Genomic DNA, 22,572 nt, shown 5'->3' with positions numbered 1-22,572 from the left:
TGAGTATGATGTTGAGGTGAACACCGTGAAGACCCAAAAGCAGCAATACGTAACAATTAAAGGAACGAAAAATGGACTGACGCTTCATCTTGATGACACATGCTCTTTTGAAGAATTACTGTACGGTCTTCAGGATATGCTGTCACTCGAACATTATATGGATGGAAAAGGCCAGAAAATCAGTGTTCTCATTAAGCTCGGACACCGTTATGTGACAAAGGAACAAGAAGAAAAACTGACCGAAGTGATCACTGAAAAACAAAACCTGTTTATCCACTCCATTGAAAGTGAAGTCATGACCAAGAAAGAAGCAAACCGCCTAAAAGCCGAAAGCGAGATCATTTCTGTCGCTAAGATTGTCCGTTCAGGACAAGTGCTGGAAACAGAGGGCGATCTGCTTCTCATTGGGGATGTGAACCCGGGAGGAATGGTGAAAGCCGGAGGGAATATTTTTATCCTCGGCTCATTAAGAGGGATTGCCCACGCTGGTTTTAATGGAAATAAACGAGCTGTTATTGCGGCTTCGGACATGAGACCGACTCAGTTGCGTATCAATCATGTGCTCAATCGCTCCCCAGACCACATCCAAGAAGGGAACGACAACATGGAATGTGCTTATTTAGATGAAAATGAGAATATGGTCATTGACCGCCTTCAACAATTAGCTCATTTAAGACCTAGTTTAACAAGGCTTGAGGGAGGAATGTAAAATTGGGTGAAGCTATCGTAATAACCTCGGGGAAAGGCGGAGTAGGGAAAACGACGACATCCGCAAATCTTGGCACCGCCTTGGCCATTTTAGGAAAACGGGTATGCCTCGTTGATACAGACATTGGGCTGCGCAATCTGGATGTTGTCATGGGCCTTGAAAATAGAATTATCTATGATCTGGTGGATGTTGTTGAGGAAAGATGCAAAATCCATCAGGCGCTTGTAAAGGATAAACGCTTTGACGATTTGCTTTATTTGCTGCCGGCTGCGCAGACAAGCGACAAATCTGCCGTTTTGCCTGAGCAGATGGTCAAGTTAATCACGCAGTTGAAACAGGACTTTGATTATATCGTTATTGACTGTCCGGCAGGGATTGAACAAGGATATAAAAATGCGGTATCAGGCGCAGACAAAGCGATCGTTGTGACTACACCGGAAATTTCCGCTGTTCGCGATGCCGATCGGATCATCGGGCTTCTTGAGAAAGAAGAAAACATCGAGCCGCCGCGTCTGATCGTCAACCGGATCCGCAACCATTTAATGAAAAACGGCGATACGCTTGATGTCGATGAAGTGATCCAGCACTTGTCGATCGAATTGATCGGTATTGTCGCTGATGATGATGAAGTCATTAAAGCGTCCAATAATGGAGAGCCTGTTGTCATGGACCCGAATCACAAAGCTTCGATCGCCTACCGGAACATCGCCCGCCGCGTTCTGGGCGAATCGGTGCCTTTACAGTCGTTTGAAGAAGAAAATAAAGGCGTATTTGCTAAAATTAAATCATTTTTTGGCGTGCGTGCTTAAAGGAAAAAAGCAATCTCATCACCTGAGATTGCTTTTTTTATAGCTTCATTTTTCTTTATCCCTGATCTCGACCTTATGTTTCAGCATTGAAAGCTTGTTGTCCCAATACTGGTCGAAATACGAGAGCCACCGCTGCAATTCGTTCAGCGGCTCTGGATGCAGTCTGTACAGCTTTTCTCTTCCCACCTTGCGTCCGCTCACAAGCTGCGCTTCAGATAAAACCCGCAAGTGCTTTGTCACGGCAGTCCGGCTTATCGGGAAATGTCTGCTGATATCAGCAATGGGCAATTCCTGATCGGCAAGGAGCTTCATCAGCTTTCTCCGGGTGGGATCGGAAACGGCTTGAAACACATCGTGTTTTCGTGCGGATGATGACACTAGTTTTCAACTGCCTGACGAAGCTTTTGATTGACGATGTTTTCCCAGCCGCCGTTCATCCTGTTGCGGACATCAGCCTGCTTTTCGCCGGCTTTTGAAACCGTTTCTTCCGGATCTCCCCATCCCGAATGGATCAAGGTGAATTCTGTATTTCCGTCAGCCGTCTCGTTCAGTTCAAATGTAATAATCCAGCCTGATGTGTCCCAGCTGAAAGCGAGGCGGTGCGGTGCTTCAAGTTCAATCACTTTGCACGGGGAAGGTCCGAACGGTGACTGCAGGGTAAACTCATAGCCGATTTCCGGCCGAAAATCATTCGGCATGAACCAGTCGGCAATCCCTTCACTAGTGGCCACAGCCTCCCACACTTTTTGAATCGGTGCATGAAATACAACCTTTTTATGTATATCAGGCACATGTTGCTGATGATTTTCCTTCATTGCATACAACCTCCATCATCAAAATAAAACCAAAAGGTTTCATTTTATTATATGCAACCTTTTGGTTTTATGTCAATGTTGTCGGCATAATCGCCGTGGACAAGGCATATCATGTACAAACCAACCTGAATGTAAAGGATGAGGGTTATGAGTCATAGAGCAGATGAGATTCGAAAAAGAATGGCCAAAAAACGAAAGCAGAAAACCGCGGGAAAAACGCCCGGTCAGCCGGACAGCAAAAAAAGGCCGGCCAAGCCGCCTGTCTGGACTGCCTTTCCCGAAGATGAAAAACACGGTGAATTTCCCGCGCATGAAGGAAGTTCTTTTCTGATAAACCGAAAGCATCCGCTTATAAAGGCAGATGTGCTCATGATCAAATGTCTTTTGGCCGCCTGCCTCGTTCTTATATCCGCGATTGCCTACAAAGGGCAATTTGCACCCTTGAAACAGGTCAGACCAGCGATCAGCCAGGTGTTCACCGAAGAATTTCAGTTTGCGGCTCTCGAGCATTGGTATGAATCAAAATTCGGCCATCCGCTCGCACTGTTTCAGCCGAAAAGCGGCAAGCCGTCCGGTCAGGTAGAGGTCAATCAAGACTTGGCTACACCTGCTATGGGAAAGGTTCAGGAGAAATTCTCCGGTCAGGGCATTAAGGTAGAAACAGAAGATGAAACCATCCGGAGCATGAAGGAGGGCTATGTCATTGAAGTGGACAAAAACTCTGATACCGGCCTGACGGTTGTCGTGCAGCATGCGGATAACAGCTATACCTACTACGGTCAGCTGAAAAAAGCAGATGTCGCTTTATATGATTTTGTTGATAAAGGAAGCAAACTGGGAACGATTGAACAGGGCAAAAATCATAAGGGCGTCTATTATTTTGCGATTAAACAGGGAGAGGAATTTGTCGATCCGATACAGGTGATTACATTTGAATAAATGGACGGAGCTCATCACAAAGCTTCATATTCATCCGCTGCTGTGGTTTGTGATGGCGCTCGGTTTGATGACCGGGCATATTAAAGCGCTATTTTGTTTAATGATTATTATTTTCATTCACGAGCTTGGCCATGCTGCGGCAGCCGTTTATTTTTCATGGAGGATTAAAGGAATTTTTTTGCTCCCCTTTGGCGGAACGTTAGAGGTTGATGAACATGGCAACAGACCGTTAAAAGAAGAGCTCTCCGTCATAGCGGCGGGGCCGGTGCAGCATATCTGGCTTCAATGTGCAGCTTGGGTTTTGTCAGCCAATGCATTGATCGGGCCGGAAGTTTTTAAGATGTTCACTTTTTACAATATAACGATCCTCATGATTAACTTATTCCCCGTCTGGCCGCTTGACGGGGGAAAACTGCTGTTTTTGCTGTTTTCAAGATATATTCCATATCAAAAAGCACAGCGGATGAGCTTGTTTGCGTCGTGCATTGGCTGTACCTTCTTAATCGGCTTGATTTTGCTGATTTCTCCTTCGCAGCTGAGCGCCTGGGTGCTGCTTATCTTTCTGGCTGTTTCTCTGCATAATGAATACCGCAATCGTCATTATGCACACATCCGTTTTTTGCTTGAACGCTACTATGGAAAGGAGCGGGAAGTGCGCTTGCTGTCACCGATCACCGCACACGCCGATGAACGAATCTATGATGTCATGCTCAGGTTCAAAAGGGGCTGCAAGCACCCAATCATCATTGAGAAAAACGGCGAAAAACTGAGTCAGCTTGACGAAAATGAAGTTCTTCACGCCTATTTTGCCGATAAACGAACGACATCTTCAATGGAAGAACTGCTTTTGGTTTATTAATCATCTAGATTTGCCTAAATGACATTGACATTCGGCTTCTTTTTTGGTATAGTTTTTAATGTTATGGATGTAGCACCCGTGCTACAACCGCTCAGCGCAGGTGTTAAGTGCTTTCTAAGCCCCCTGCTGACTGGCGAGTCTTAGTTTATTAGGAGGTGCAGAGATGTACGCAATTATTCAAACAGGCGGAAAACAAATCAAAGTTGAAGAAGGTCAAACTGTATACGTTGAAAAGCTTGCTGCTGAAGCCGGCGAAACAGTTACTTTCGACAATGTATTGTTTATCGGCGGTGAAAACGTTAAAGTTGGCAGCCCAATGGTTGAAGGTGCTACGGTAACAGGCAAAGTTGAAAAACAAGGCCGTGCTAAAAAGATTACCGTATTTAAGTACAAGCCAAAGAAAAACCAACACAAAAAACAAGGTCATCGTCAGCCTTACACAAAAGTTGTCATTGAAAAAATCAACGCATAAGGCGTGTAAGATATGATTCAAGCAACGATTACAAGATCCCGATCGAACAAAGACATTTTGTCCTTTGAAATGTCGGGGCATGCGAATTTTGCTGAACATGGACAGGATCTCGTTTGTGCAGGGGCATCGGCAGTTGCCTTTGGAGCGGTCAATGCGGTCATTAAACTGACGGGCATTGAACCGGTCATTGATCTCGGGGAAGACGGAGGGCTCTTAGTCTTCAAATTCCCTGATGAAACCGATCGGGAAGCTTTTGAAAAAGCTCAGCTGCTTCTTGAAGGCATGATCGTTTCCCTTGAAACCATTGAACGGGATTACAAAGGTTACTTAAAAGTAACGACGAACAAAATATAGGAGGTGAGCTACATGCTAAAATTAGATCTTCAGTTTTTTGCATCTAAAAAAGGAGTAGGTTCAACGAAGAACGGACGTGACTCTGAGGCGAAACGCCTAGGTGCTAAACGTGCAGACGGTCAATTCGTATCTGGCGGTTCCATCCTTTATCGTCAGCGCGGAACAAAAATCTATCCAGGTGAAAACGTTGGGCGCGGCGGAGATGACACTCTATATGCTAAAGTCGACGGAACTGTTAAATTCGAACGTTTCGGCCGTGACCGCAAAAAAGTGAGCGTATATCCTGTAGCCTAACCTTAAACAAAACTCCGGTCGTTCTGACCGGAGTTTTTTTACATATTTGCTGCACCGTCCAAGACGATTGGAATTTCCTTTTTGAACCGTGAAATCACCTTCCCGGCGGGTGCAAAAGCCCGGGATTCCGCTCTGATTCGGCTTCGTTAAAGTATATAAACGTGTTTCATTTATACTGCCTTCTCTGTTATAATTCAAAGTACACACTGAATCAGACTCCTAAAAGAGAGAACAAACGATTGGGAGTGCCAAAATGGAAGATATTTCGAAAAAACAGGAAAAGAATATGGACGATAAAGCTTTGACCCATGAGCTTATTCATTTGCTCAGCCATTCAAGACACGACTGGATGAATAAACTGCAATTGATTAAAGGAAACCTAACATTAAAGAAGTATGACCGCGTGTTTGAAATTATTGATGAAGTGGTCATAGAAGCTCAGCATGAATCAAAGCTTTCAAATCTTAGAATACCGCGCTTTGCTTATGACTTGCTCACATTTAACTGGACGGCTCATTCGCTGACGCTTGAATACGAGGTGATCGGCGAAGTCAGAGATCTGTCAGCCTATGAAGAAAAGCTGGTGGCTCTCGTCAGAAAGCTGTTCCGGATTTTTGACGATTCCGTTTTAAAAGGCAGTGAGAATCATTTGACGATCACGCTGCAGACGGACGGTCAGCTTGTCATCTATCTCGATTTTCACGGTGTTTTTACAAAGCTGACAGGTTTTAAAGATTTTCATCAATCACAGGCTGATTTTTATGAAATCAAACGGCTTGATGTAACAGACCGTGAATGCCTTGCTGAGATTCATATTAAGTAAAGCACGGTTTTTTGAGGAATAGAACGGAGGACATTATGTTTGTTGATCAGGTAAAAGTATATGTTAAAGGCGGAGACGGGGGCAATGGAATGGTTGCCTTCCGCCGCGAAAAATATGTGCCTAAAGGAGGCCCTGCAGGCGGAGACGGCGGAAAAGGCGGAGACGTCGTTTTCAAAGTTGACGAAGGCCTCAGCACGCTGATGGATTTTAGATATCAAAGACATTTCAAGGCGATTCGCGGCGAGCATGGCATGTCGAAAAATCAGCACGGCAGAAATTCGGAGGATATGGTGGTTAAAGTTCCCCCGGGCACCGTTGTCATTGATGATGACACAAAGCAGGTTCTCGCTGATTTAATCGAGCATGGACAGGAAGCCGTCATCGCAAAAGGCGGACGCGGAGGACGCGGCAATACCCGCTTTGCGACACCGGCAAATCCGGCGCCGCAGCTTTCGGAAAACGGCGAACCGGGCAAAGAACGCTATGTGGTGCTTGAACTGAAGGTTTTGGCCGATGTCGGCCTAGTCGGTTTCCCAAGCGTAGGAAAGTCAACCCTCTTGTCTGTCGTGTCTTCAGCAAAGCCGAAAATCGCTGACTACCATTTTACAACGCTTGCCCCAAACCTCGGAATGGTTGAAACCGATGACGGGCGCAGCTTTGTGATGGCAGATCTTCCGGGACTGATCGAAGGAGCCCATGAAGGAGTGGGGCTCGGCCACCAATTTCTCAGACATATTGAGAGAACGCGCGTCATTGTTCACGTGATTGATATGTCAGGCCTTGAAGGGCGCGATCCTTATGAGGACTACGTGACAATCAATAAAGAGCTCGAGCAGTATAATTTAAGGCTGACTGAGCGTCCGCAGATTATCGTCGCCAATAAAATGGACATGCCGGAAGCTGAAGAAAACCTGAAGGCATTTAAAGAAAAGCTGACAGAGGATCACCCAGTTTTTCCGATCAGTGCAGTCACAAAACAAGGCTTAAGGGATCTGCTGTTTGAGATTGCCAACCGTTTGCAAACGACACCGGAATTCCCGCTGTATGACGAGGAAGAACTGACTGAAAACAGAGTCATGTATAAGCTGGAGGATGAAGAAGCGCCGTTTGACATCACCCGCGATCCTGACGGCACCTTTGTCTTGAGCGGAGCTAAGCTTGAACGCCTATTTAAAATGACGGACTTCTCAAGAGACGAGTCTGTGAAGCGCTTCGCCAGACAGCTTCGAGGCATGGGTGTTGATGACGCTTTGCGGGCACGCGGTGCAAAAGATGGAGATACGATCCGCTTGCTCGAGTTTGAATTTGAATTTATTGACTGATCGTGTCGGAGAGTTTGCCAAGCAGGCTCTCCGAATTTTAACGGAAAGGAAGTGTCTTTCCTTTCAAGCGATCTATTTTAAAGGAAACAGGTTTTTTTAAAAGGAGAGAAAAGTCAGTGAAAGAGGAGACCTTTTATCTTGTCAGAGAAGACGTGCTGCCTGAGGCAATGCGGAAAACACTTGAGGTCAAAAAGCTGATTGAACGGAAGAAAGCAGAATCTGTAGCTGAAGCCGTCCAAAAGGTTGATTTGAGCAGAAGCGCTTTTTACAAGTACAGAGATGCGGTATTTCCTTTTTATACAATGGTCAAAGAACAGATCATCACGCTTTTTTTTCATTTGGAAGACCGTTCAGGAACGCTGTCCCATCTGCTTCAGGTTGTAGCTGAATCAGGCTGCAATGTGCTGTCGATTCACCAGACCATTCCCCTTCAGGGAAGAGCGAATGTCACATTGTCAGTCAGTACGAGGGGAATGGCTGACAATATTGATTTACTGATGAACAAATTGAGAAAGCTGGAATTCGTAGAAAAGGTCGAAATACTAGGTTCAGGCGCATAAAGGGAGAGAATGATATCAATCATGAGTATGAAAGTTGGTTATTTAGGTCCTGAAGCAACATTTACACATCTTGCTGTTTGCTCTTGTTTTACAAGCGCCAAACAGCAAGCATTTAGCACAATACCTGCCTGTATGGACGCAGCCATGAATGGTGAAATCGATCTGGCTGTCGTGCCGCTGGAAAATGCAATCGAAGGATCAGTGAACTTGACAATTGATTATTTAATTCATGAACAGCCGCTTTATATTGTCGGGGAAATCACCGCTCCGATCCGCCAGCATCTGCTTGTCCATCCTTCAAGAAAAGAAGTATGGGCGGATATTCAAAAGGTTTATTCCCATTCCCATGCGATTGCACAGTGCCATAAATTTTTACACAGCCAATTTCATTCTGTTCCATTCGAATATGCAACGTCTACGGGAGCGGCGGCAAAATATGTGAGTGAACATCCGGAGCAGAATATTGCGGTGATCGCCAATGAAATGGCTGCCGAAACCTATCAATTAGAGATCGTTAAACGCGATATCCATGATTACGAATATAATCATACAAGATTTGTTATGCTTCATCCGGATCGGCATGCTTCCGTTCAAGTCAATCCGGTATTAACGCCAAGGCCGAAAACGACGCTTTTGGTGACCCTTCCTTCAGACAGATCAGGGGCGCTCCATCAAGTGTTATCAGCTTTCGCCTGGAGAAATTTGAATCTTTCCAAAATTGAATCCCGTCCGACTAAAACCGGTCTGGGAAATTACTTTTTTATCATCGATATTGAAATGGCTTTAGATGATGTCCTGATTCCGGGTGCAATAGCCGAGCTTGAAGCTTTAGGCTGCAAAGTGAAGATGCTCGGGGCTTACAATGCTTATAGCTTATAACAATGAATAGGTCCTTCGCCATCATGGCAAAGGACCTTTTTTTCATTTCTTATTCAGAAATCAGAATGCCCGCTTTTTTGAGGGCCTCGCATGCCTGTTCGATCTTTTTCTCATCATCTGCCTCCAGTGTATGCAGATGTATCCCGTTTGTCAGCTGGGACAGGTAAGCGGCATTCGTAGAGGAGATTTTTTTGACAAAATCGGAGACCTCTTTTCTCGTGCTCACTCTAATGGAGGCCGTTAAATCGCCGTAGACAGGATGTTCAATCGTAACATCCTTCACCGTCACACCAAAATCGACAATCACGTTTAGTTCCTCTTCTGTTTTTTCAGGTTCATGATCACATGCTATGATTCGTTGAACCGGCTGTTTTTCTCCGGCGGCAGACCGCAAGTACATGTAACCTTGGCTTGTTGCGATAATCGGTTCATTTTTGGCCTTTAATAAAGAAATATCTTGTACGATCACTTGCCGTGAAACGGACGCTTTTTTTGCCAGCCCGCTTCCGGTTAATGGGGTCTCTGATTCTTTTAGCCAAGCAAGCAGCTGCTTGCGCCGCTCAGCTCCCATCAGTTTTAATCCGTCTGTCAATCCGTTGGTCCCCTTTCTCATGATTCATATCTGTCAATACATCCAACAGTTTATCAATATGGTTCTTTGTCGTGTCATAGCCGAAGGAAATCCGTATGAATTGAAGCGCCTGCTCTCTTGGAATGCCAAGGGCATTCATGGTGTTTGACGGCTCATGATAGCCGGCTGAACAGGCGCTTCCCGTTGATATGCAGATTCCGCGCCGATTACATTCCAGCATAACATATTGTCCTTCAAAGCAATGAAAAAAACAACCTAAAATATGAGGAAGCACCTGTGAATCGGCCGCATCGGAAACGGCCAGTGAGATCGGAAGTCTCCGTTCTTTTAATCCCTGCAGGAAATGGCTGCGCAGCATTTGGTGCTTTTCATAAGCGGCAGCCATATGGCCGATCGTCGATTCAGCAGCGGTGACAAAAGCGCCGACGCCGGGTACATTGACCGTGCCGCTTCTAAATCCCTTTTCATGCAAGGTTCCGGGATAGACAGGTCTCCAATTCACACCTGGCCGAATATAGACTGCACCTGTGCCTTTAGGTCCGTATACTTTATGGCTTGAAACCGATAAAGCATCCACTCCGAGCCGAGCAGCATTGACAGGAATTTTGGCAAACGTCTGAACGGCATCACTGTGAAGAAGCACACCGCGTTCATGCAAAAAAGAGGAAATCTCCGCCAAAGGCTGAATGACGCCCGTTTCTGAATTCGCGTGCTGAATGGAGACAAGCCCAGTATCAGGGCGGAGATGCCGTTCTAATATTTCGGCGGTGATGATGCCGCAAGCATTGGGCTTCATCGTGCTCACTTCAAATCCAGCCATGGAAAGGTGGCGCTTCAAAATATGAATGGATTGATGTTCCATTTCTGTCATTAAAAAATGCCGTTTATCAGAGGGGAGGCCATTTAAGATGGAATGGATCGCCAAAAAATTCGATTCTGTGCCCCCGCTCGTAAAATAAATCCCTTCAGGCTCACCCGATATCAATTCTGCCAGCTTTTGACGGCAGTGTCGCAACATGCTCTCCGCTTTCCCCCCTGCATCATGCAGACTGCTTGAATTGCCGTAAATGTCCGTGCTGAGTTTTTGAAACGCCTTCAAAGCGTCTTTGGAAGCCGGTGTTGTCGCTGCATAATCAAGATAAATCACAATTCTAATCTCCATTCTTATAAAAAATACTTGAGTTTATTTTATCTATATGTAAATATAGGTGTCAAGACACATGTAAATATACAGGAGGAGTCATCATGTCTGGTCAGACGATCATTGTTGTCGGCGCAGGTGCGGCTGCTCTGTCTTTTGCTGCGGCCATGCCGCCCTCATTTGAAGTGATGGTGATGACGAAAGAGTCAGTATATGACAGCAATTCAACGCTCGCTCAAGGCGGTATTGCCTCGTCTAAACTGCCTCATGATTCAACCTTTGCCCATGCAGAAGACACATTATACGCCGGCTGCGGCCACAATCACATTGAAACAGTCAATGGTGCCATTGAAGATGGGCATCGGCTTGTTGAAGAGCTGATCGATCAAAATTTCCCTTTCGATGCAGATGAAGATGGAAAACTCCGCCTCGGAAAAGAAGGCGCACATTCAGTAAACCGGATTTTGCATGCCGGCGGAGATGCGACGGGACGGATGCTGATTCGCCATTTAATCGGACGGCTCGGTTCTCATGTCGTGCTGAAGGAGCACGAAACCGCGGTTGACTTATGGATCGAAAATGACCGCTGTGCAGGCGTCTGGACGAAAGACAGCCGGGGAAATGTCAGTCTCAGAAAAGCCGATTATATCGTCTTGGCGGCAGGAGGGTGCGGAAATCTTTTTCAAATGCACACAAATAACCGCTCAGTGACAAGCGACGGACTTTCTCTCGCATATCGGGCGGGAGCGGAGCTGACTGATTTGGAGTTCGTTCAATTTCATCCCACACTCCTCGTGAAAAACGGGCGTGCACATGGGCTTGTCTCTGAGGCCGTCCGCGGGGAAGGAGCCATTTTGATAGATGAAAACGACCGGCGGGTGATGGAAGAGATCCATCCTTTGAAGGATTTGGCGCCCAGAGATATTGTCTCAAGAGCGATTCATGAAAAGCTGGCTGCCGGAACCCGCGTATTTTTGGATATCAGGAACATACGGGATTTTAGGATGCGTTTTCCAACGATCTCTTCGCTTTGTGAAAAAGCAGGCGTCCTAATTGAAGACGGGCGGCTTCCCGTATCACCCGGGATGCATTTTTTAATGGGCGGAGTTTCCGTAAACAAGTGGGGAGAAACGTCTGTACCAAACCTTTTTGTTATCGGAGAAGCCGCTTGTACGGGTTTCCACGGAGCCAATCGGCTGGCAAGCAATTCTCTTTTAGAATGTCTTGTCTTTGGAAAAAGAGCGGCAGAACGGATCCAAAAACGAAAAAAACCGGCCTTTCTCAGCGGAAAAGCCTCTGATCCGGAAGATATGACATTTGACGTACCGCTTGTGAATATGAAAGCCATTCAGAAAAAGATGACAGATCATGTCTCCATTGTACGTACGGCGGATGAACTGCTGAAGGTGAAAAATTGGCTCGAACAGATGCCTGTTCAAAAACTGAATGTGAAAGAAATCACAAAAGAGGAGCTGAATCTGGCTCACCTGTGGCAGACTGCTAAGCTGATGACAGCTTCTGCCTTGCTTCGAACAGAAAGCAGAGGAGGACATTTCCGTTCAGATTATCCGTCGATCGATGATGAAAACTGGAAAGGAAAACAAATCATCCATTCAAAAGGCAGCATCAAGGTGAGAGAAAACGAAGGGATTGTGAACTATGCAGAAGCTCAAGCTTAGGCAAATGCTCGAAGAATTTTTCAAAGAGGATATCGGCTGGGGAGATCTCACTTCCCAGGCTGTTTTTAATGAAGATCATCAATGCGAGGCTGTTATTACGGCGAAGGAAGACGGCTTGTTTGCAGGGGCGATGGTGATCAAGGAAGGATTTCGGCTGATCAATGAAACGATAGCCGTTGATCTGAGAAAAAAAGATGGTGAACCGGTTGAAAAAGGAGATGTGATCGCATATCTCAAAGGTCCGGCCGCCTCCCTTCTGACAGGTGAACGGGTTGTGCTCAACCTTATACAGCGAATGTCGGGTATTGCTACATTAACGAATCAATCCGTTATCAGGCTAAATGATCCGAGCATATCGATCTGTGACACGAGAAAGACCACGCCCGGCCTCCGTATGCTTGAAAAATACGCGGTCAAAACGGGGGGAGGCACAAATCACCGCTTTGGACTTGACGGGGGCGTCATGATTAAAGACAATCACATCGCTGCTTGCGGTTCGATTTTAAAAGCGGTTGAAAAAGCGCGGGCAGCTTGCGGACACATGGTGATGATCGAAGTGGAAATCGAGTCTGAAAAAGAGCTAATGGATGCGATCGAAGCGGGGGCGGATATCATTATGTTTGACAACTGTCCTCCGGAAACGGTGAAAGCATTTGCGGACATGACGCCTGCCGGAATGATAACAGAAGCTTCCGGAGGCATTTCATTTGAAAATCTCCCTGCATACAGGGGGACAGGGGTCGACTGTATTTCGTTGGGCTATTTGACACATTCGGCGAAGAGCCTTGATTTCAGCATGAATGTTGATCTGAAAAATGAAGCGGGATTGGAGAGGTGACAGATGTCTATTTTAAACTTGATAAACGATACAAATGCGGGCATGATGCCAGATCATTATAAAGAACTGACTGATGAAGAAATGGTGCAGAGAATTTTGCGGATCAAAAAGAAATACGGGGAAAAGCTGTTCATCCCCGGCCACCACTATCAAAAAGACGAAGTCATTCAATTTGCGGATGCTACAGGGGATTCGCTGCAGCTTGCCCAAGTGGCCCAGCGCAATAAAAAAGCAGAATATATCGCGTTTTGCGGTGTGCATTTTATGGCAGAAACAGCCGATATGCTCACGTCAGAAGAACAGGTCGTCGTTTTGCCTGATATGAGAGCCGGCTGTTCGATGGCAGACATGGCAAATATGCAGCAAACAAACCGGGCTTGGGATGAGCTGACACGAATCTTTGGCAATACGATCATTCCGTTAACATATGTCAATTCAACGGCCGAGATTAAAGCTTTTACAGGGAGAAACGGCGGGGCATCCGTCACTTCCTCCAATGCAAGCCGCATTGTAACATGGGCGCTCACGCAAAAAGAACGAATTTTATTTCTTCCTGATCAGCATCTTGGGCGCAATACGGCATATGAATTAGGGATTCCGCTCAGCCGGATGGCAGTATGGGACCCTATTGCTGAAAAGCTGGTGTATGACGGAGATATACAAGACGTAAAAATCATTCTGTGGAAGGGCCATTGTTCGGTTCATGAAAAATTCACCGTGGCTAATATCAAAAATGTAAAAGAACGTGATCCTGACATCAATGTCATTGTCCATCCTGAATGTACGCACGAAGTCGTGATGCTCAGCGATTTCAGCGGCTCCACCAAAAAAATTATCGACACCATCAATGAAGCGGAGCCTGGAAGCAAATGGGCGGTTGGAACAGAGATGAATCTTGTCCAGAGAATCATTAATGAGCATCCTGATAAACAGATTGAATCCCTCAATCCCGACATGTGCCCGTGTTTGACGATGAACAGAATCGATCTTCCTCATTTATTATGGTCATTGGAGCAAATAGATAAAGGCGAACCGACGGGCGTGATTAACGTTGAAAAGGATATCACAAAAGATGCTGTCACTGCTCTTAACCGGATGTTAAGCATCGGCTAAATTTCTGAAAGAACAAGTTTTTATCATAACCCCTCCTGTCTGCGCATACATTTGTGAGGAAACATATTTGTTATTCTAATGCGTTCGTTCACGTTTTTGCATAGGAGGGGAAAACGTTGAAAATTCATATTGTCCAAAAGGGCGACTCTCTTGAAAAAATTGCAGAAAGATATGAAGTGGACTTTCAAGAACTGAAAAAACTAAATTCGCAGCTGAGTAATCCAGATTTGATCATGCCCGGAATGAAAATAAAAGTGCCGTCAGGGGGAGTGCCGGTAAAAAAAGAAGAAGAGGTTAATATGCGGAAGGAATTTCCGAAAAAGCAGGAACATCCATTTGCAAAAGAAAAGCCTAAAGGCAAGCTTGATGTTGAAGATATCAAACCGAAAGAAAAGCCTTCGACTCCTTATGTTCCGCCTGTTCCTAATTCAGGTCAGTCAAGTATGCCTGAGGGAGACATTTCCAATCTTTATCAGAATGTAAATCAGCTTCATCAGCCGTTTGTACCTCCGAAACCGTATGAGCATCATAAGAAAGGCCCTAACATGAATTTTCCATGGACAAATGAGGAGGAGAGTAATATGGAAAATGTTAACTATCCAAATATTCCGCAGCCGCCTAATGTAGGAGCAGCAGGTGATGAAAACAAGAAATTTCACGGAATGCCGAATGTTGCACCTGCTTATCACCATCCATACCCGTATCATCCGGGCTGCTTAATCCCAGTTTCTCCGGTATTGCCTGGCACTGGTTTATGTTATCCATGGTATCCTTATCCTGCTCATCAAATGCCTTACATGCCTCAGCCGGGATATGTATCACCGGCGGAATATGACGGAGATGACAACATGAGTCATGACAATCCCGGCCATCACGGCTATCAGCAACAGCCTTATCAGCAACAGCCCTATCAGCAACAGCCAATGACAGCACCTGCCTATATGCCGTCATATGCACCTTATCAGCCAATGCCTGGATATGCACCGCCTAATGTCGGGCATGGAGGAGATCCAAATATGTCGCACGGAGGCGGGGATGACTGCGGATGCGGACCTGGCCAGTTCCCGGGAGGCTATCAGGGCGGTGTACCATACGGCCAGATGCCGCAAATGGGAAGCCCTTATGGTATGGGTGGATACGGCCAGCAGCCGGCAGGCGGCCAAATGTTCAACAGGCCGGAAGATGATGAAGACTGATCAAGTATGGGACGATGATCTATCGTTCCTTTTTTAATGTGGCTCAAATAAGGATTCTCATGCCGTTTTTTAAGCGATTGTCTATAACTGTCAAGGGTAACTCTCCTCATCCCGCACATCCTAAAAAAGAGCGAAATGCTCAAATTAGCGGTTTTCACGGGGGGTTCTACCATTGGACAAAAAGCTGAAAGTGTTTTCGGGTATTTTACTTTTGACAGCTGGTCTTTCAGCCTGCGGAACGAACAATGCTTTGGATACAAGAAACGATAACAATACCCGTCCAATCGGATATTATTCCAATGACGCAGATCGTGATGACGGTTTTGATAATGACGGTCCTGTTACAGAAATGCTTGAAAATATGAACGGGAGAAATGGCACGACAAATGTGACAAACCGAAATGACAACCCCGTTCCGACAGGCGATGGAACGTACAGCCGGGGAGACATGAATTATCACAACCATTTGGTGAATACGGCAAACACGGGATATGATAATCCGCAAAACCGTAAAATCTCAAGGGACATCACAAAGCGTATCAATAAAATGAATAATATCGACGAAAGTCAAGTTGCTGTCACAAATGAAACAGTGATCATTGCTGTGCGGGCTGACAAAAATCTGTCAAATGACGAGAGGAACCAAATAAGAAAAACAGCGAAAACGTTGGCCGGAGATCGGACGATTCAAATTGCAGAAGATAACGGCACATTCACAAGGCTGCGTGAAATGAATGACAGTCCACAGAACTTAAGGGATCGCGGAGACACCACAAATGATCATTTGAACCGCATGCGGAATCAATGACAATTCCAAAATTGCCGGGATACGCCCCCGGCAATTTTGCCATTTTCTTTACAAAAGCGGGCAAAACCGTATAAAGTGATACATAGAGACGAGAATTTTTTTGGAGGTAGAAAGATATGGCTGGCCATTCTAAATGGAAAAATATTCAGAGACGAAAAAATGCCCAGGATGCAAAACGCGGCAAAATTTTCATGAAGCTTGCCAAAGAAATTTATGTAGCCGCAAAAGAGGGGGGACCTGATCCCGAATCAAACGCAAGCCTGCGCCTCGTCATCGATAAAGCCAAAAATGCAAACATGCCGAATGACAACATTGACCGCGCCATCAAAAAAGCTTCAGGCAGCCAGGACGGAAACAGCTATGAAGAAATAACGTATGAAGGCTATGGCCCCGGCGGTGTGGCTGTCATGGTCAAATGTCTGACAGATAATAAAAATCGGTCGGCGACAAACGTCAGGACCGCTTTCAGCAAAAACGGCGGAAGCCTGGGAGAAACAGGCTGCGTCTCTTATATGTTCAATCGGAAAGGATACATTGCCATCGAGCGTGAAGACCTTGAAACAAATGAAGAGGAATTCATGCTTGAAGTCATTGATATAGGTGCAGAAGAACTCGAAACGAGCGATGAGCTGTTTGAAATTTTTACGGAGCCTGAAGAGTTTGAGAAAGTGAAAAAGGCTCTTGAAAGCCGCGGTTATCAGCCTGCTACAGCAGAAATCACAATGATTCCCCAAACATATGCCGAAGTGGATGAACCGGTTCAGGAAAAAATCGAAAAACTCGTTGATCTGCTTGAAGATGACGATGATGTACAGGAAGTGTATACAAACGTTCATTAAAAAACGCGAGTCAAAAGGACGCCCTTTTCGTTTAAGAGGCGTCCTTTTTCTATGTCTTCAACCATTTAGAAGGAGCAACAAGCCAGCTGCGGAAACAAAATCTTTTTTTAAACATATATTGTGAAGGAATCTCGGCATGAAGATTATGGAGAGGAGGGATGATAAATGGCTGAACAGCATGGAAGCGAGAAGCCGTTTTCTGCATCGAACGCAAACCAGCAAGACCAGGAAACGGCTCAAGTCATTGAAAAAATCAACAGCCTTGTCACCGGCTTTGGCCAATCCATTTATGGTTTGGTTCAAGAGAAAAGCGGAATCGATTTAACAGAAGCTGATTTCTCAAATAACAAAAACGCAGAACTTAATCAATCGATCCAAAATATCATCAACGAATACATTCAAAACATCAACAGCCTGAATGCTGAACTGAACGGAAAGATCGGCGACTCGATCACCGGAACTGTAACAAGCAAAAATAAAGATGCTTAGAATTGATAGATTCTCCATTTTGTCGGCAAAGCTAGATCAGCATTGTCGGCAAGTTTTTTTATACATATAAACAGCTGCAGACCTAAACTCCCGCAGCCGTTTGCTGTTTAAATGCTTTTCTTCATGCCGCAGCGCCGGCATTCGCGCAAGAATTGTCCGTTCTTTACCGAGCTTTTAAAAAGCGTATAGTCGCAATTGTCGCAGCGTCCGTGGCGGACATCAGGATACTGATTGTAGTCATAAACAATTGCCGGATCATAGTCTTTTATTTCATAATCTGTTTCCATGATATTTTTCACCTGCATTTTTATTATCGGTTAATAGGATAACAGAAGGAGCTGAAAAAGGAAATATAGCACCTGCATAGATTGCCGCTGGTTGTTATACTTTTATCAAACCGTATACCCCGTTTGTGGTAAAACGCCCCTATTGCAAGGGAATAGGGTTTCCCGAGGAAAATCGGCAGGCAGCTGAATTTTCTTATCGGATTTTCTTCTTAAAATTTATCTGTCTTTTAAACTAACTAAAAAGGATTGTTTTAATAAAAAAATTAAAATTTTTATTTTTTATCAAACTTATTCATAATTGAATGCGTAATATCTTAAGCGTAAAATAACTGTGTCACAAAAAAGTCAAAACACATATAACAGTTCAGCATGAAGGACATGCTTTTTAGACTAGCATTATAAGAAACAAAAGGGGAAGAAAACATGAAAAAGAAAGTATTCATCTTTTTGGTGATCGCAGCTGTGATGATAAATGGTGTATACAGGTGGGCTGAGAAAACGGCCAGGGAGGAATATCAGCTCCAGGCCGGCGACAGGTATGCCAATTTCAAGGAACTGCAGAAGCATGAAAAAAACGGATATAATATTGAATATCATGAAGAAGCAGGAAGCGACTGTTTAATTTTTTCGCCTCACGGAGGAAGAATTGAAGGCGGGGTCAGTGAACTTGTACGCGCTTTTAACGATGATTACTCAACTTATTTATTCGAAGGAAAAAAAGATAAGAACAATTCCGATTTGCATATCACGAGCACAAATTTTGACGAGCCGCTCGCCTTGCAAAAAATAAAAGAGCATCACTATACAATCGCTTTTCACGGCTATTCGGGCGATCGGCCGCACACATTGGTCGGAGGCACGGACAGACAACTGGCAAAAGCTATTGTCAGATCTCTTAAGAAATCTGATTTTTCTGCTGAACTCGTCAAAGTGAACGGCAGGTTTGCCGGAACAGCTGAGGAGAACATCAATAATGAAAGCCAGACGGGGATGAGCGTGCAGCTGGAAATCAGCACGGCGCAAAGAAAAGCATTTTTTGAAGACTTTGATTATAAAGACAGAGAGGAGACCAAAACAAGGAAGTTTTACAGATATGTTAAAGCGGTTCGAAAAGTACTGGAAGACAAATGTTAAAGAGCTTCATTTGAGCAAATTCCAGGAAAATCATGTTATTCTAAATGTGAATGGCTGAAATCATGAAGGAGGAATAGAAGAATGGAACGGAAAACCCGTGTCGTTCAGGATTTTTTATCCCACCGCACCGTCACAGAAGAACTGATTGGAAGAATTGCTGAAAAACATACTGATTACAAACCGACTGAGACGTCAATGTCTGCAAGAGAATTGGTGACGCACATGCTGTATTCTTTCTATCAATTTGCACGGACCGCTAAGGAAGGAAACCCGGAAGCGTTAAAAAAGAAAATGGAAGAAACAGAGACAAGCCTTGCCGAGCTTGCCCAAACTTATACCGAAAAAACGAAAGAACTGCTCGAATCCTTTACAGATGAGGAATTGGACCGTGAAATCGATCTGACCAACATGTTCGGACAGAAAGTGACCGCTGAACAGCTGCTTCAGTTTGTCATCGGCCATGAGATTCACCACAAAGGCAATCTTTTTGTGTATGTGCGTGAAATGGGACATACTGATCTGCCTTTATACGTCAAGCTTCGTTGACATCCTGAAAAAGCCCCGGTTTTAAAGAAAATCCAGCCGAAACGAATATGAATGAGGACGGGAGCACACATTATGAGTAAAATCTAAAGGAGGATTTCAGGATGAATACACAGCGTGCCCAAGAAATCGTCGAATCTCCCGTCATGGTCGATGTCACTTATAACGGCCGGCCCATTTATATTCAGCATGTTGATGAACAAAGCGGGACCGCGAGAATCTATCCGCTTGGCCAGCCTGAGAATGAGCAGGAAGTGCCGCTTACGAACTTGCAAGAACAATAAAAATAGAAACCAACAAACCCCCTTCGCTTAGGAGGGGGTTTTTAATGTTGACGCCAAAAAAGCGAAAACCGACACCTTTTTGTTATGATATGAAAATAGATGTAATTAGTTTGGGGAGTGTAGCAGATGTATACGATTTTATATATTGAAGATGATCAGGAGATCGGCCGATTTTTGAAGGATTCTCTTGAAAACAAAGGCTATAAGCTGGTCTGGCTGACATCTTCCCTCGGCTATGAAAGGCATATGGATACAGCAGATTTGGTCGTCTTGGATATTATGATGCCGGGCTTGGACGGGTTTACGATCGGAGAGAGGATGAAGGAGTCTCATCCGCAAGTGCCGATTTTGCTATTGACTGCGAGAACGGCTTTAGAGGATAAGCTCAAAGGACTTGGATTTGCCGATGATTACGTCACAAAGCCTTTTCATCCTGAAGAGCTCGGAGCACGAATTGAAGTGCTGCTGAGAAGGTTTGACAAGACGCATATCAATGAGCTCAACCTGAAACATCTGAAGGTGTATATGCAAGAGAATCGAATCATAAACAAACACACAGGAGAAGAGGTTTTATTAACGGATAAGCAGCTGAAGATTTTCTTTCTTCTGCTCAGGCACCCCAATCAAATTTTGACGAAGGAACAAATGTATGAAAGCATTTGGAAGCAGCCGTTTATTGAAGGGGATAAAACATTAATGGTTCATATCAGGCACCTGCGCAAAAAACTAGAAAACAACCCAAACCAACCCGAAATCCTTGAGACGGTCAGGGGAATCGGCTACAGGATCAAACAATGAAATTATCGACAAAATACTTGATGAATATTATCACCTCTCTCCTTTTCTTTCCGATTGCCTTTTTTCTTGTTAATTTCATTTATTTTATCACGCTCACCTACATCATCGATGATCAAAGCATTACACATTATGAACCGGAACAATTGGAAAAGCGGTGGAAAAGCGATGTTGCGAATTTGAAGGGGAAAACAAATGAAGAGATTTTGTCTTCGTTCAGCGGAATGAAACGATACAAAGATTCCGACATCATTTGGATGAACGATGAAGGGAAAGTATTGTACTCTACATCGGCCGGCTACCCCGAAGGAAAAACGGATTTGACAGTGACTGATGTTTTCAACATGATGAGGCGCGATAATAAGAATTATTTCCTGCTCCAAGTTTATCTGAAAGGAAAAGAAGACAGCGGTTATGCGATATTGGAGACGCCCCGGTCGCTCATCGGCACGGAGTGGGCGTTTTTAAGGGAGAAATACACGCATCTGTGGTTTACGATCGTAATCGGTGTTTTTTTATTGTTTGTTTTCAATTCATGGCGTTTTTTTTCCAAGCTACAGAAACGGCTCATTAATCTGGAAAAACATATGAAAACACAAGGCGATGACGGCATACCGCAGCCGCTCGGGATCAAGCGGAATGATGAGCTCGGGCAAGTTGAATACTCATTTAATCATATGGTCGAAGAACTGAGAACGAGCAGAAGGAAAGAGCGCGAGGAGGCCGAAATTCGAAAAAAACTGATTGCTGATTTATCCCATGATCTAAGAACGCCGCTTACCGTCATCAGAGGACATACGTTCTCGTTAAAGGATGAAGACATTAGTGAAAAAGGAAGCCATTCTTTACAGGTCATAAACGATAAAATCGCTTTTATCGGTGATTTGATCGACAATCTGTCTTCCTACTCGCTTCTGGCTGCTGGAAGACTGCCGCTGCACAAAGAGCGCACCGATGTCTTAAGGGTCATCCGTTCCTCATTGGCCGGCTGGTATCCGATTTTTGAAAAAGAACAGTTCGACGTCGACATTGATTTAAAACAGCCTATCGAGTGGGACATTGACGAAACATGGCTAAAACGCATTCTTGATAATTTGTTTCAAAATATATTGCGTCACGCCTATTCAGGAAAATACGTATCTGTCAAAACAAAAATGTCAGGCGGACGTCCTGTTCTGCAAATTAAAGACAGGGGACCGGGCTTTGACGCCGTCTCCGGAAAAAAAGGCGCCGGTATCGGCCTGTCCATTATTGAGATGATGCTCAAGCAAATGGATCTTCACAGCAAAATCAGCAGTGATTCAGACGGGACGATATTTATGATTTATAAAAACTGATACTGGTTTTAAAAAGCGGGAAATCAAGAAGATTCTCGCTTTTTTATTTGATTTAAACGGAATTTAAACTAGAAAACAGCCTTTTTTTAACCTGCAAAATCTATAGTTGAAAACAGATGAAGTATCAGATCTTATCAGAAGATGTGCTGCTTTGTTGTCAGAGGTATAAATCTCGATTGTACGGAGGGGAAATTAAAATGAATATGATTTTCTTCATGATTTCCATGCTGGCTTTTGGAACAGCTTTTGTTATTTTTATCAGCATGGTGCTGAATGACGGAGTCAAAGGGCTGTTGGATCTGTCCAGAAAGCCGGTCAAATGGATGAGCGGAGCATTTGCGCTTTATCTTGTCACATTTGCAGCTTTTATCTTGCTCAGCTGAACGTTCCAACAGCGGAGGGTCTGGCAGGGACTATTAATTGATAAATTTTGCGATGCCGCCTACTGCTAATCTCAGCAAGTAATATAAAGGCTCGAGCAAATCAAATAGGCATAGGTAATCCGACTTGTCAGATTTCTGCCGCTTTTTTTTCTTCAACATCTGATGCTCCTTTCAAAAAGGGATGCTGTGACTAATATACGGTATGTGCCCTTGGAAGGTTTCATCATTTGGATAAGAAAAACAGCCTTTCCTGAAGGCTGTCAGCTTGTAGAGAAACCT

The 22,572-nt window shown here is 44.7% G+C and carries 29 protein-coding genes and 1 other annotated feature; of the genes, 24 read left to right on the top strand and 5 right to left on the bottom strand.

The window, feature by feature from the left end:
• Positions 1-25: 25 nt before the first annotated feature.
• Both minC and minD read left to right on the top strand, forming a co-directional pair.
• The gene (gene minC, locus BTA30_RS19100; protein WP_076762999.1) at positions 26-709 is read left to right on the top strand and encodes a septum site-determining protein MinC; all 684 of its coding nucleotides are present in this window, start codon (positions 26-28) and stop codon (positions 707-709) included.
• A 2-nt stretch (positions 710-711) separates the two neighbouring features.
• Positions 712-1,518 (top strand): septum site-determining protein MinD, encoded by an 807-nt coding sequence (gene minD, locus BTA30_RS19095; RefSeq protein ID WP_076762997.1) that lies wholly within the window; start codon positions 712-714, stop codon positions 1,516-1,518.
• A 45-nt stretch (positions 1,519-1,563) separates the two neighbouring features.
• Here the strand turns inward: minD and BTA30_RS19090 are convergent, their stop codons facing one another.
• Both BTA30_RS19090 and BTA30_RS19085 read right to left on the bottom strand, forming a co-directional pair.
• Positions 1,564-1,896, bottom strand: coding sequence for an ArsR/SmtB family transcription factor (locus tag BTA30_RS19090; RefSeq protein WP_076762995.1), 333 nt, complete (start codon positions 1,894-1,896; stop codon positions 1,564-1,566).
• The gene (locus BTA30_RS19085; RefSeq protein ID WP_076762993.1) at positions 1,896-2,333 is read right to left on the bottom strand and encodes an SRPBCC family protein; all 438 of its coding nucleotides are present in this window, start codon (positions 2,331-2,333) and stop codon (positions 1,896-1,898) included. Before BTA30_RS19085 ends, BTA30_RS19090 begins: the two co-directional genes overlap by 1 nt.
• Before the next feature lie 147 nt (positions 2,334-2,480).
• Here BTA30_RS19085 and BTA30_RS19080 point away from each other — a divergent pair, with 147 nt between their 5' ends.
• From BTA30_RS19080 to pheA, 9 genes are all read left to right on the top strand, one after another.
• Positions 2,481-3,272 carry a M23 family metallopeptidase gene (locus tag BTA30_RS19080; RefSeq protein ID WP_076762991.1) on the top strand — a complete coding sequence of 264 codons (792 nt, stop codon included), beginning with the start codon at positions 2,481-2,483 and terminating at the stop codon, positions 3,270-3,272.
• Complete coding sequence (locus BTA30_RS19075) at positions 3,265-4,131, top strand: M50 family metallopeptidase (RefSeq protein WP_076762988.1); 867 nt, start codon at positions 3,265-3,267, stop codon at positions 4,129-4,131. Before BTA30_RS19080 ends, BTA30_RS19075 begins: the two co-directional genes overlap by 8 nt.
• A gap of 75 nt (positions 4,132-4,206) precedes the next feature.
• Positions 4,207-4,282 (top strand) — a sequence feature (ribosomal protein L21 leader region).
• 12 nt (positions 4,283-4,294) lie between these two features.
• The gene (rplU, locus tag BTA30_RS19070; protein WP_076762987.1) at positions 4,295-4,603 is read left to right on the top strand and encodes a 50S ribosomal protein L21; all 309 of its coding nucleotides are present in this window, start codon (positions 4,295-4,297) and stop codon (positions 4,601-4,603) included.
• 12 nt (positions 4,604-4,615) lie between these two features.
• On the top strand, positions 4,616-4,957 hold the full coding sequence (locus BTA30_RS19065; RefSeq protein WP_076762984.1) for a ribosomal-processing cysteine protease Prp: 342 nt from the start codon (positions 4,616-4,618) through the stop codon (positions 4,955-4,957).
• 12 nt (positions 4,958-4,969) lie between these two features.
• On the top strand, positions 4,970-5,251 hold the full coding sequence (rpmA, locus tag BTA30_RS19060; protein WP_076762982.1) for a 50S ribosomal protein L27: 282 nt from the start codon (positions 4,970-4,972) through the stop codon (positions 5,249-5,251).
• A 253-nt stretch (positions 5,252-5,504) separates the two neighbouring features.
• On the top strand, positions 5,505-6,074 hold the full coding sequence (locus BTA30_RS19055; RefSeq protein ID WP_076762980.1) for a sporulation initiation phosphotransferase B: 570 nt from the start codon (positions 5,505-5,507) through the stop codon (positions 6,072-6,074).
• Positions 6,075-6,109: 35 nt separating this feature from the next.
• Positions 6,110-7,396 carry a GTPase ObgE gene (gene obgE, locus BTA30_RS19050; protein ID WP_076762977.1) on the top strand — a complete coding sequence of 429 codons (1,287 nt, stop codon included), beginning with the start codon at positions 6,110-6,112 and terminating at the stop codon, positions 7,394-7,396.
• A 116-nt stretch (positions 7,397-7,512) separates the two neighbouring features.
• Complete coding sequence (locus tag BTA30_RS19045; RefSeq protein WP_076762976.1) at positions 7,513-7,956, top strand: ACT domain-containing protein; 444 nt, start codon at positions 7,513-7,515, stop codon at positions 7,954-7,956.
• Positions 7,957-7,983: 27 nt separating this feature from the next.
• Entirely contained in the window at positions 7,984-8,835 is an 852-nt protein-coding gene (gene pheA, locus BTA30_RS19040; RefSeq protein ID WP_076763071.1) for a prephenate dehydratase, read from the top strand.
• A 49-nt stretch (positions 8,836-8,884) separates the two neighbouring features.
• Here the strand turns inward: pheA and BTA30_RS19035 are convergent, their stop codons facing one another.
• Both BTA30_RS19035 and BTA30_RS19030 read right to left on the bottom strand, forming a co-directional pair.
• Positions 8,885-9,427, bottom strand: coding sequence for a transcription repressor NadR (locus tag BTA30_RS19035; RefSeq protein ID WP_076762974.1), 543 nt, complete (start codon positions 9,425-9,427; stop codon positions 8,885-8,887).
• Positions 9,396-10,574 (bottom strand): IscS subfamily cysteine desulfurase, encoded by a 1,179-nt coding sequence (locus BTA30_RS19030; RefSeq protein ID WP_076762971.1) that lies wholly within the window; start codon positions 10,572-10,574, stop codon positions 9,396-9,398. The genes BTA30_RS19035 and BTA30_RS19030 overlap by 32 nt, the downstream gene beginning before the upstream one ends.
• 98 nt (positions 10,575-10,672) lie before the next feature.
• On the opposite strand from BTA30_RS19030, the gene nadB reads away from it, so the two are divergent.
• The 7 genes from nadB (at position 10,673) to BTA30_RS18995 (ending at position 17,530) form a co-directional block, all read left to right on the top strand.
• Positions 10,673-12,247 carry an L-aspartate oxidase gene (gene nadB / locus BTA30_RS19025; protein WP_076762969.1) on the top strand — a complete coding sequence of 525 codons (1,575 nt, stop codon included), beginning with the start codon at positions 10,673-10,675 and terminating at the stop codon, positions 12,245-12,247.
• The gene (gene nadC / locus BTA30_RS19020) at positions 12,228-13,085 is read left to right on the top strand and encodes a carboxylating nicotinate-nucleotide diphosphorylase (protein WP_076762967.1); all 858 of its coding nucleotides are present in this window, start codon (positions 12,228-12,230) and stop codon (positions 13,083-13,085) included. Before nadB ends, nadC begins: the two co-directional genes overlap by 20 nt.
• Positions 13,086-13,088: 3 nt before the next feature.
• Positions 13,089-14,198, top strand: a complete 1,110-nt coding sequence (gene nadA / locus BTA30_RS19015) for a quinolinate synthase NadA (protein WP_076762965.1) — start codon at positions 13,089-13,091, stop codon at positions 14,196-14,198.
• 116 nt (positions 14,199-14,314) lie between these two features.
• Positions 14,315-15,394, top strand: a complete 1,080-nt coding sequence (gene safA / locus BTA30_RS19010) for a SafA/ExsA family spore coat assembly protein (RefSeq protein ID WP_076762962.1) — start codon at positions 14,315-14,317, stop codon at positions 15,392-15,394.
• A gap of 172 nt (positions 15,395-15,566) precedes the next feature.
• Positions 15,567-16,202 (top strand): YhcN/YlaJ family sporulation lipoprotein, encoded by a 636-nt coding sequence (locus tag BTA30_RS19005; protein WP_076762960.1) that lies wholly within the window; start codon positions 15,567-15,569, stop codon positions 16,200-16,202.
• A 116-nt stretch (positions 16,203-16,318) separates the two neighbouring features.
• Positions 16,319-17,041: a YebC/PmpR family DNA-binding transcriptional regulator gene (locus BTA30_RS19000; RefSeq protein ID WP_076762957.1), complete on the top strand. Its 723-nt coding sequence runs from the start codon at positions 16,319-16,321 to the stop codon at positions 17,039-17,041.
• Between the two features lie 165 nt (positions 17,042-17,206).
• Positions 17,207-17,530, top strand: a complete 324-nt coding sequence (locus BTA30_RS18995) for a hypothetical protein (RefSeq protein WP_076762955.1) — start codon at positions 17,207-17,209, stop codon at positions 17,528-17,530.
• Positions 17,531-17,637: 107 nt separating this feature from the next.
• Here BTA30_RS18995 and BTA30_RS18990 read toward each other — a convergent pair whose 3' ends face one another.
• A complete protein-coding gene (locus tag BTA30_RS18990; protein WP_076762953.1) occupies positions 17,638-17,817 on the bottom strand; it encodes a DUF8096 family protein in 180 nt (59 codons plus the stop codon).
• A 423-nt stretch (positions 17,818-18,240) separates the two neighbouring features.
• Between BTA30_RS18990 and BTA30_RS18985 the strand changes: the two genes are divergently transcribed.
• From BTA30_RS18985 to BTA30_RS18960, 6 genes are all read left to right on the top strand, one after another.
• Entirely contained in the window at positions 18,241-18,951 is a 711-nt protein-coding gene (locus BTA30_RS18985) for a poly-gamma-glutamate hydrolase family protein (protein WP_076762951.1), read from the top strand.
• Positions 18,952-19,032: 81 nt separating this feature from the next.
• Positions 19,033-19,497, top strand: coding sequence for a DinB family protein (locus BTA30_RS18980; protein ID WP_076762949.1), 465 nt, complete (start codon positions 19,033-19,035; stop codon positions 19,495-19,497).
• A 101-nt stretch (positions 19,498-19,598) separates the two neighbouring features.
• Positions 19,599-19,778, top strand: a complete 180-nt coding sequence (locus BTA30_RS18975; protein WP_076762947.1) for a small acid-soluble spore protein H — start codon at positions 19,599-19,601, stop codon at positions 19,776-19,778.
• Positions 19,779-19,904: 126 nt separating this feature from the next.
• Entirely contained in the window at positions 19,905-20,576 is a 672-nt protein-coding gene (locus BTA30_RS18970; protein WP_076762945.1) for a response regulator transcription factor, read from the top strand.
• Positions 20,573-21,910 carry a HAMP domain-containing sensor histidine kinase gene (locus BTA30_RS18965; RefSeq protein WP_076762941.1) on the top strand — a complete coding sequence of 446 codons (1,338 nt, stop codon included), beginning with the start codon at positions 20,573-20,575 and terminating at the stop codon, positions 21,908-21,910. Before BTA30_RS18970 ends, BTA30_RS18965 begins: the two co-directional genes overlap by 4 nt.
• Before the next feature lie 197 nt (positions 21,911-22,107).
• On the top strand, positions 22,108-22,293 hold the full coding sequence (locus BTA30_RS18960; RefSeq protein WP_076762939.1) for a Mas-related G-protein coupled receptor member D: 186 nt from the start codon (positions 22,108-22,110) through the stop codon (positions 22,291-22,293).
• Positions 22,294-22,572: the final 279 nt, after the last annotated feature.

Source organism: Bacillus swezeyi, from assembly GCF_001969815.1.
Classification (GTDB): domain Bacteria; phylum Bacillota; class Bacilli; order Bacillales; family Bacillaceae; genus Bacillus; species Bacillus swezeyi.
Note: the sequence above shows the minus strand (reverse complement) of the source record. Positions and strands in the feature narration are given on the sequence as shown.

What these genes read in the sequence shown, in the direction of transcription:
- BTA30_RS18985 (WP_076762951.1), top strand. Translation starts at nt 18,241, where the DNA reads ATGAAAAAGAAAGTATTCATCTTTTTGGTGATCGCAGCTGTGATGATA.
- BTA30_RS19085 (WP_076762993.1), bottom strand. Translation starts at nt 2,333, where the DNA reads ATGAAGGAAAATCATCAGCAACATGTGCCTGATATACATAAAAAGGTT.
- BTA30_RS18965 (WP_076762941.1), top strand. Translation starts at nt 20,573, where the DNA reads ATGAAATTATCGACAAAATACTTGATGAATATTATCACCTCTCTCCTT.
- BTA30_RS18990 (WP_076762953.1), bottom strand. Translation starts at nt 17,817, where the DNA reads ATGGAAACAGATTATGAAATAAAAGACTATGATCCGGCAATTGTTTAT.
- BTA30_RS18980 (WP_076762949.1), top strand. Translation starts at nt 19,033, where the DNA reads ATGGAACGGAAAACCCGTGTCGTTCAGGATTTTTTATCCCACCGCACC.
- rpmA (WP_076762982.1), top strand. Translation starts at nt 4,970, where the DNA reads ATGCTAAAATTAGATCTTCAGTTTTTTGCATCTAAAAAAGGAGTAGGT.
- rplU (WP_076762987.1), top strand. Translation starts at nt 4,295, where the DNA reads ATGTACGCAATTATTCAAACAGGCGGAAAACAAATCAAAGTTGAAGAA.
- nadC (WP_076762967.1), top strand. Translation starts at nt 12,228, where the DNA reads ATGCAGAAGCTCAAGCTTAGGCAAATGCTCGAAGAATTTTTCAAAGAG.
- pheA (WP_076763071.1), top strand. Translation starts at nt 7,984, where the DNA reads ATGAAAGTTGGTTATTTAGGTCCTGAAGCAACATTTACACATCTTGCT.
- BTA30_RS18975 (WP_076762947.1), top strand. Translation starts at nt 19,599, where the DNA reads ATGAATACACAGCGTGCCCAAGAAATCGTCGAATCTCCCGTCATGGTC.
- BTA30_RS19080 (WP_076762991.1), top strand. Translation starts at nt 2,481, where the DNA reads ATGAGTCATAGAGCAGATGAGATTCGAAAAAGAATGGCCAAAAAACGA.
- BTA30_RS19055 (WP_076762980.1), top strand. Translation starts at nt 5,505, where the DNA reads ATGGAAGATATTTCGAAAAAACAGGAAAAGAATATGGACGATAAAGCT.
- BTA30_RS19000 (WP_076762957.1), top strand. Translation starts at nt 16,319, where the DNA reads ATGGCTGGCCATTCTAAATGGAAAAATATTCAGAGACGAAAAAATGCC.
- BTA30_RS18960 (WP_076762939.1), top strand. Translation starts at nt 22,108, where the DNA reads ATGAATATGATTTTCTTCATGATTTCCATGCTGGCTTTTGGAACAGCT.
- BTA30_RS18995 (WP_076762955.1), top strand. Translation starts at nt 17,207, where the DNA reads ATGGCTGAACAGCATGGAAGCGAGAAGCCGTTTTCTGCATCGAACGCA.
- nadA (WP_076762965.1), top strand. Translation starts at nt 13,089, where the DNA reads ATGTCTATTTTAAACTTGATAAACGATACAAATGCGGGCATGATGCCA.
- obgE (WP_076762977.1), top strand. Translation starts at nt 6,110, where the DNA reads ATGTTTGTTGATCAGGTAAAAGTATATGTTAAAGGCGGAGACGGGGGC.
- BTA30_RS18970 (WP_076762945.1), top strand. Translation starts at nt 19,905, where the DNA reads ATGTATACGATTTTATATATTGAAGATGATCAGGAGATCGGCCGATTT.
- nadB (WP_076762969.1), top strand. Translation starts at nt 10,673, where the DNA reads ATGTCTGGTCAGACGATCATTGTTGTCGGCGCAGGTGCGGCTGCTCTG.
- BTA30_RS19065 (WP_076762984.1), top strand. Translation starts at nt 4,616, where the DNA reads ATGATTCAAGCAACGATTACAAGATCCCGATCGAACAAAGACATTTTG.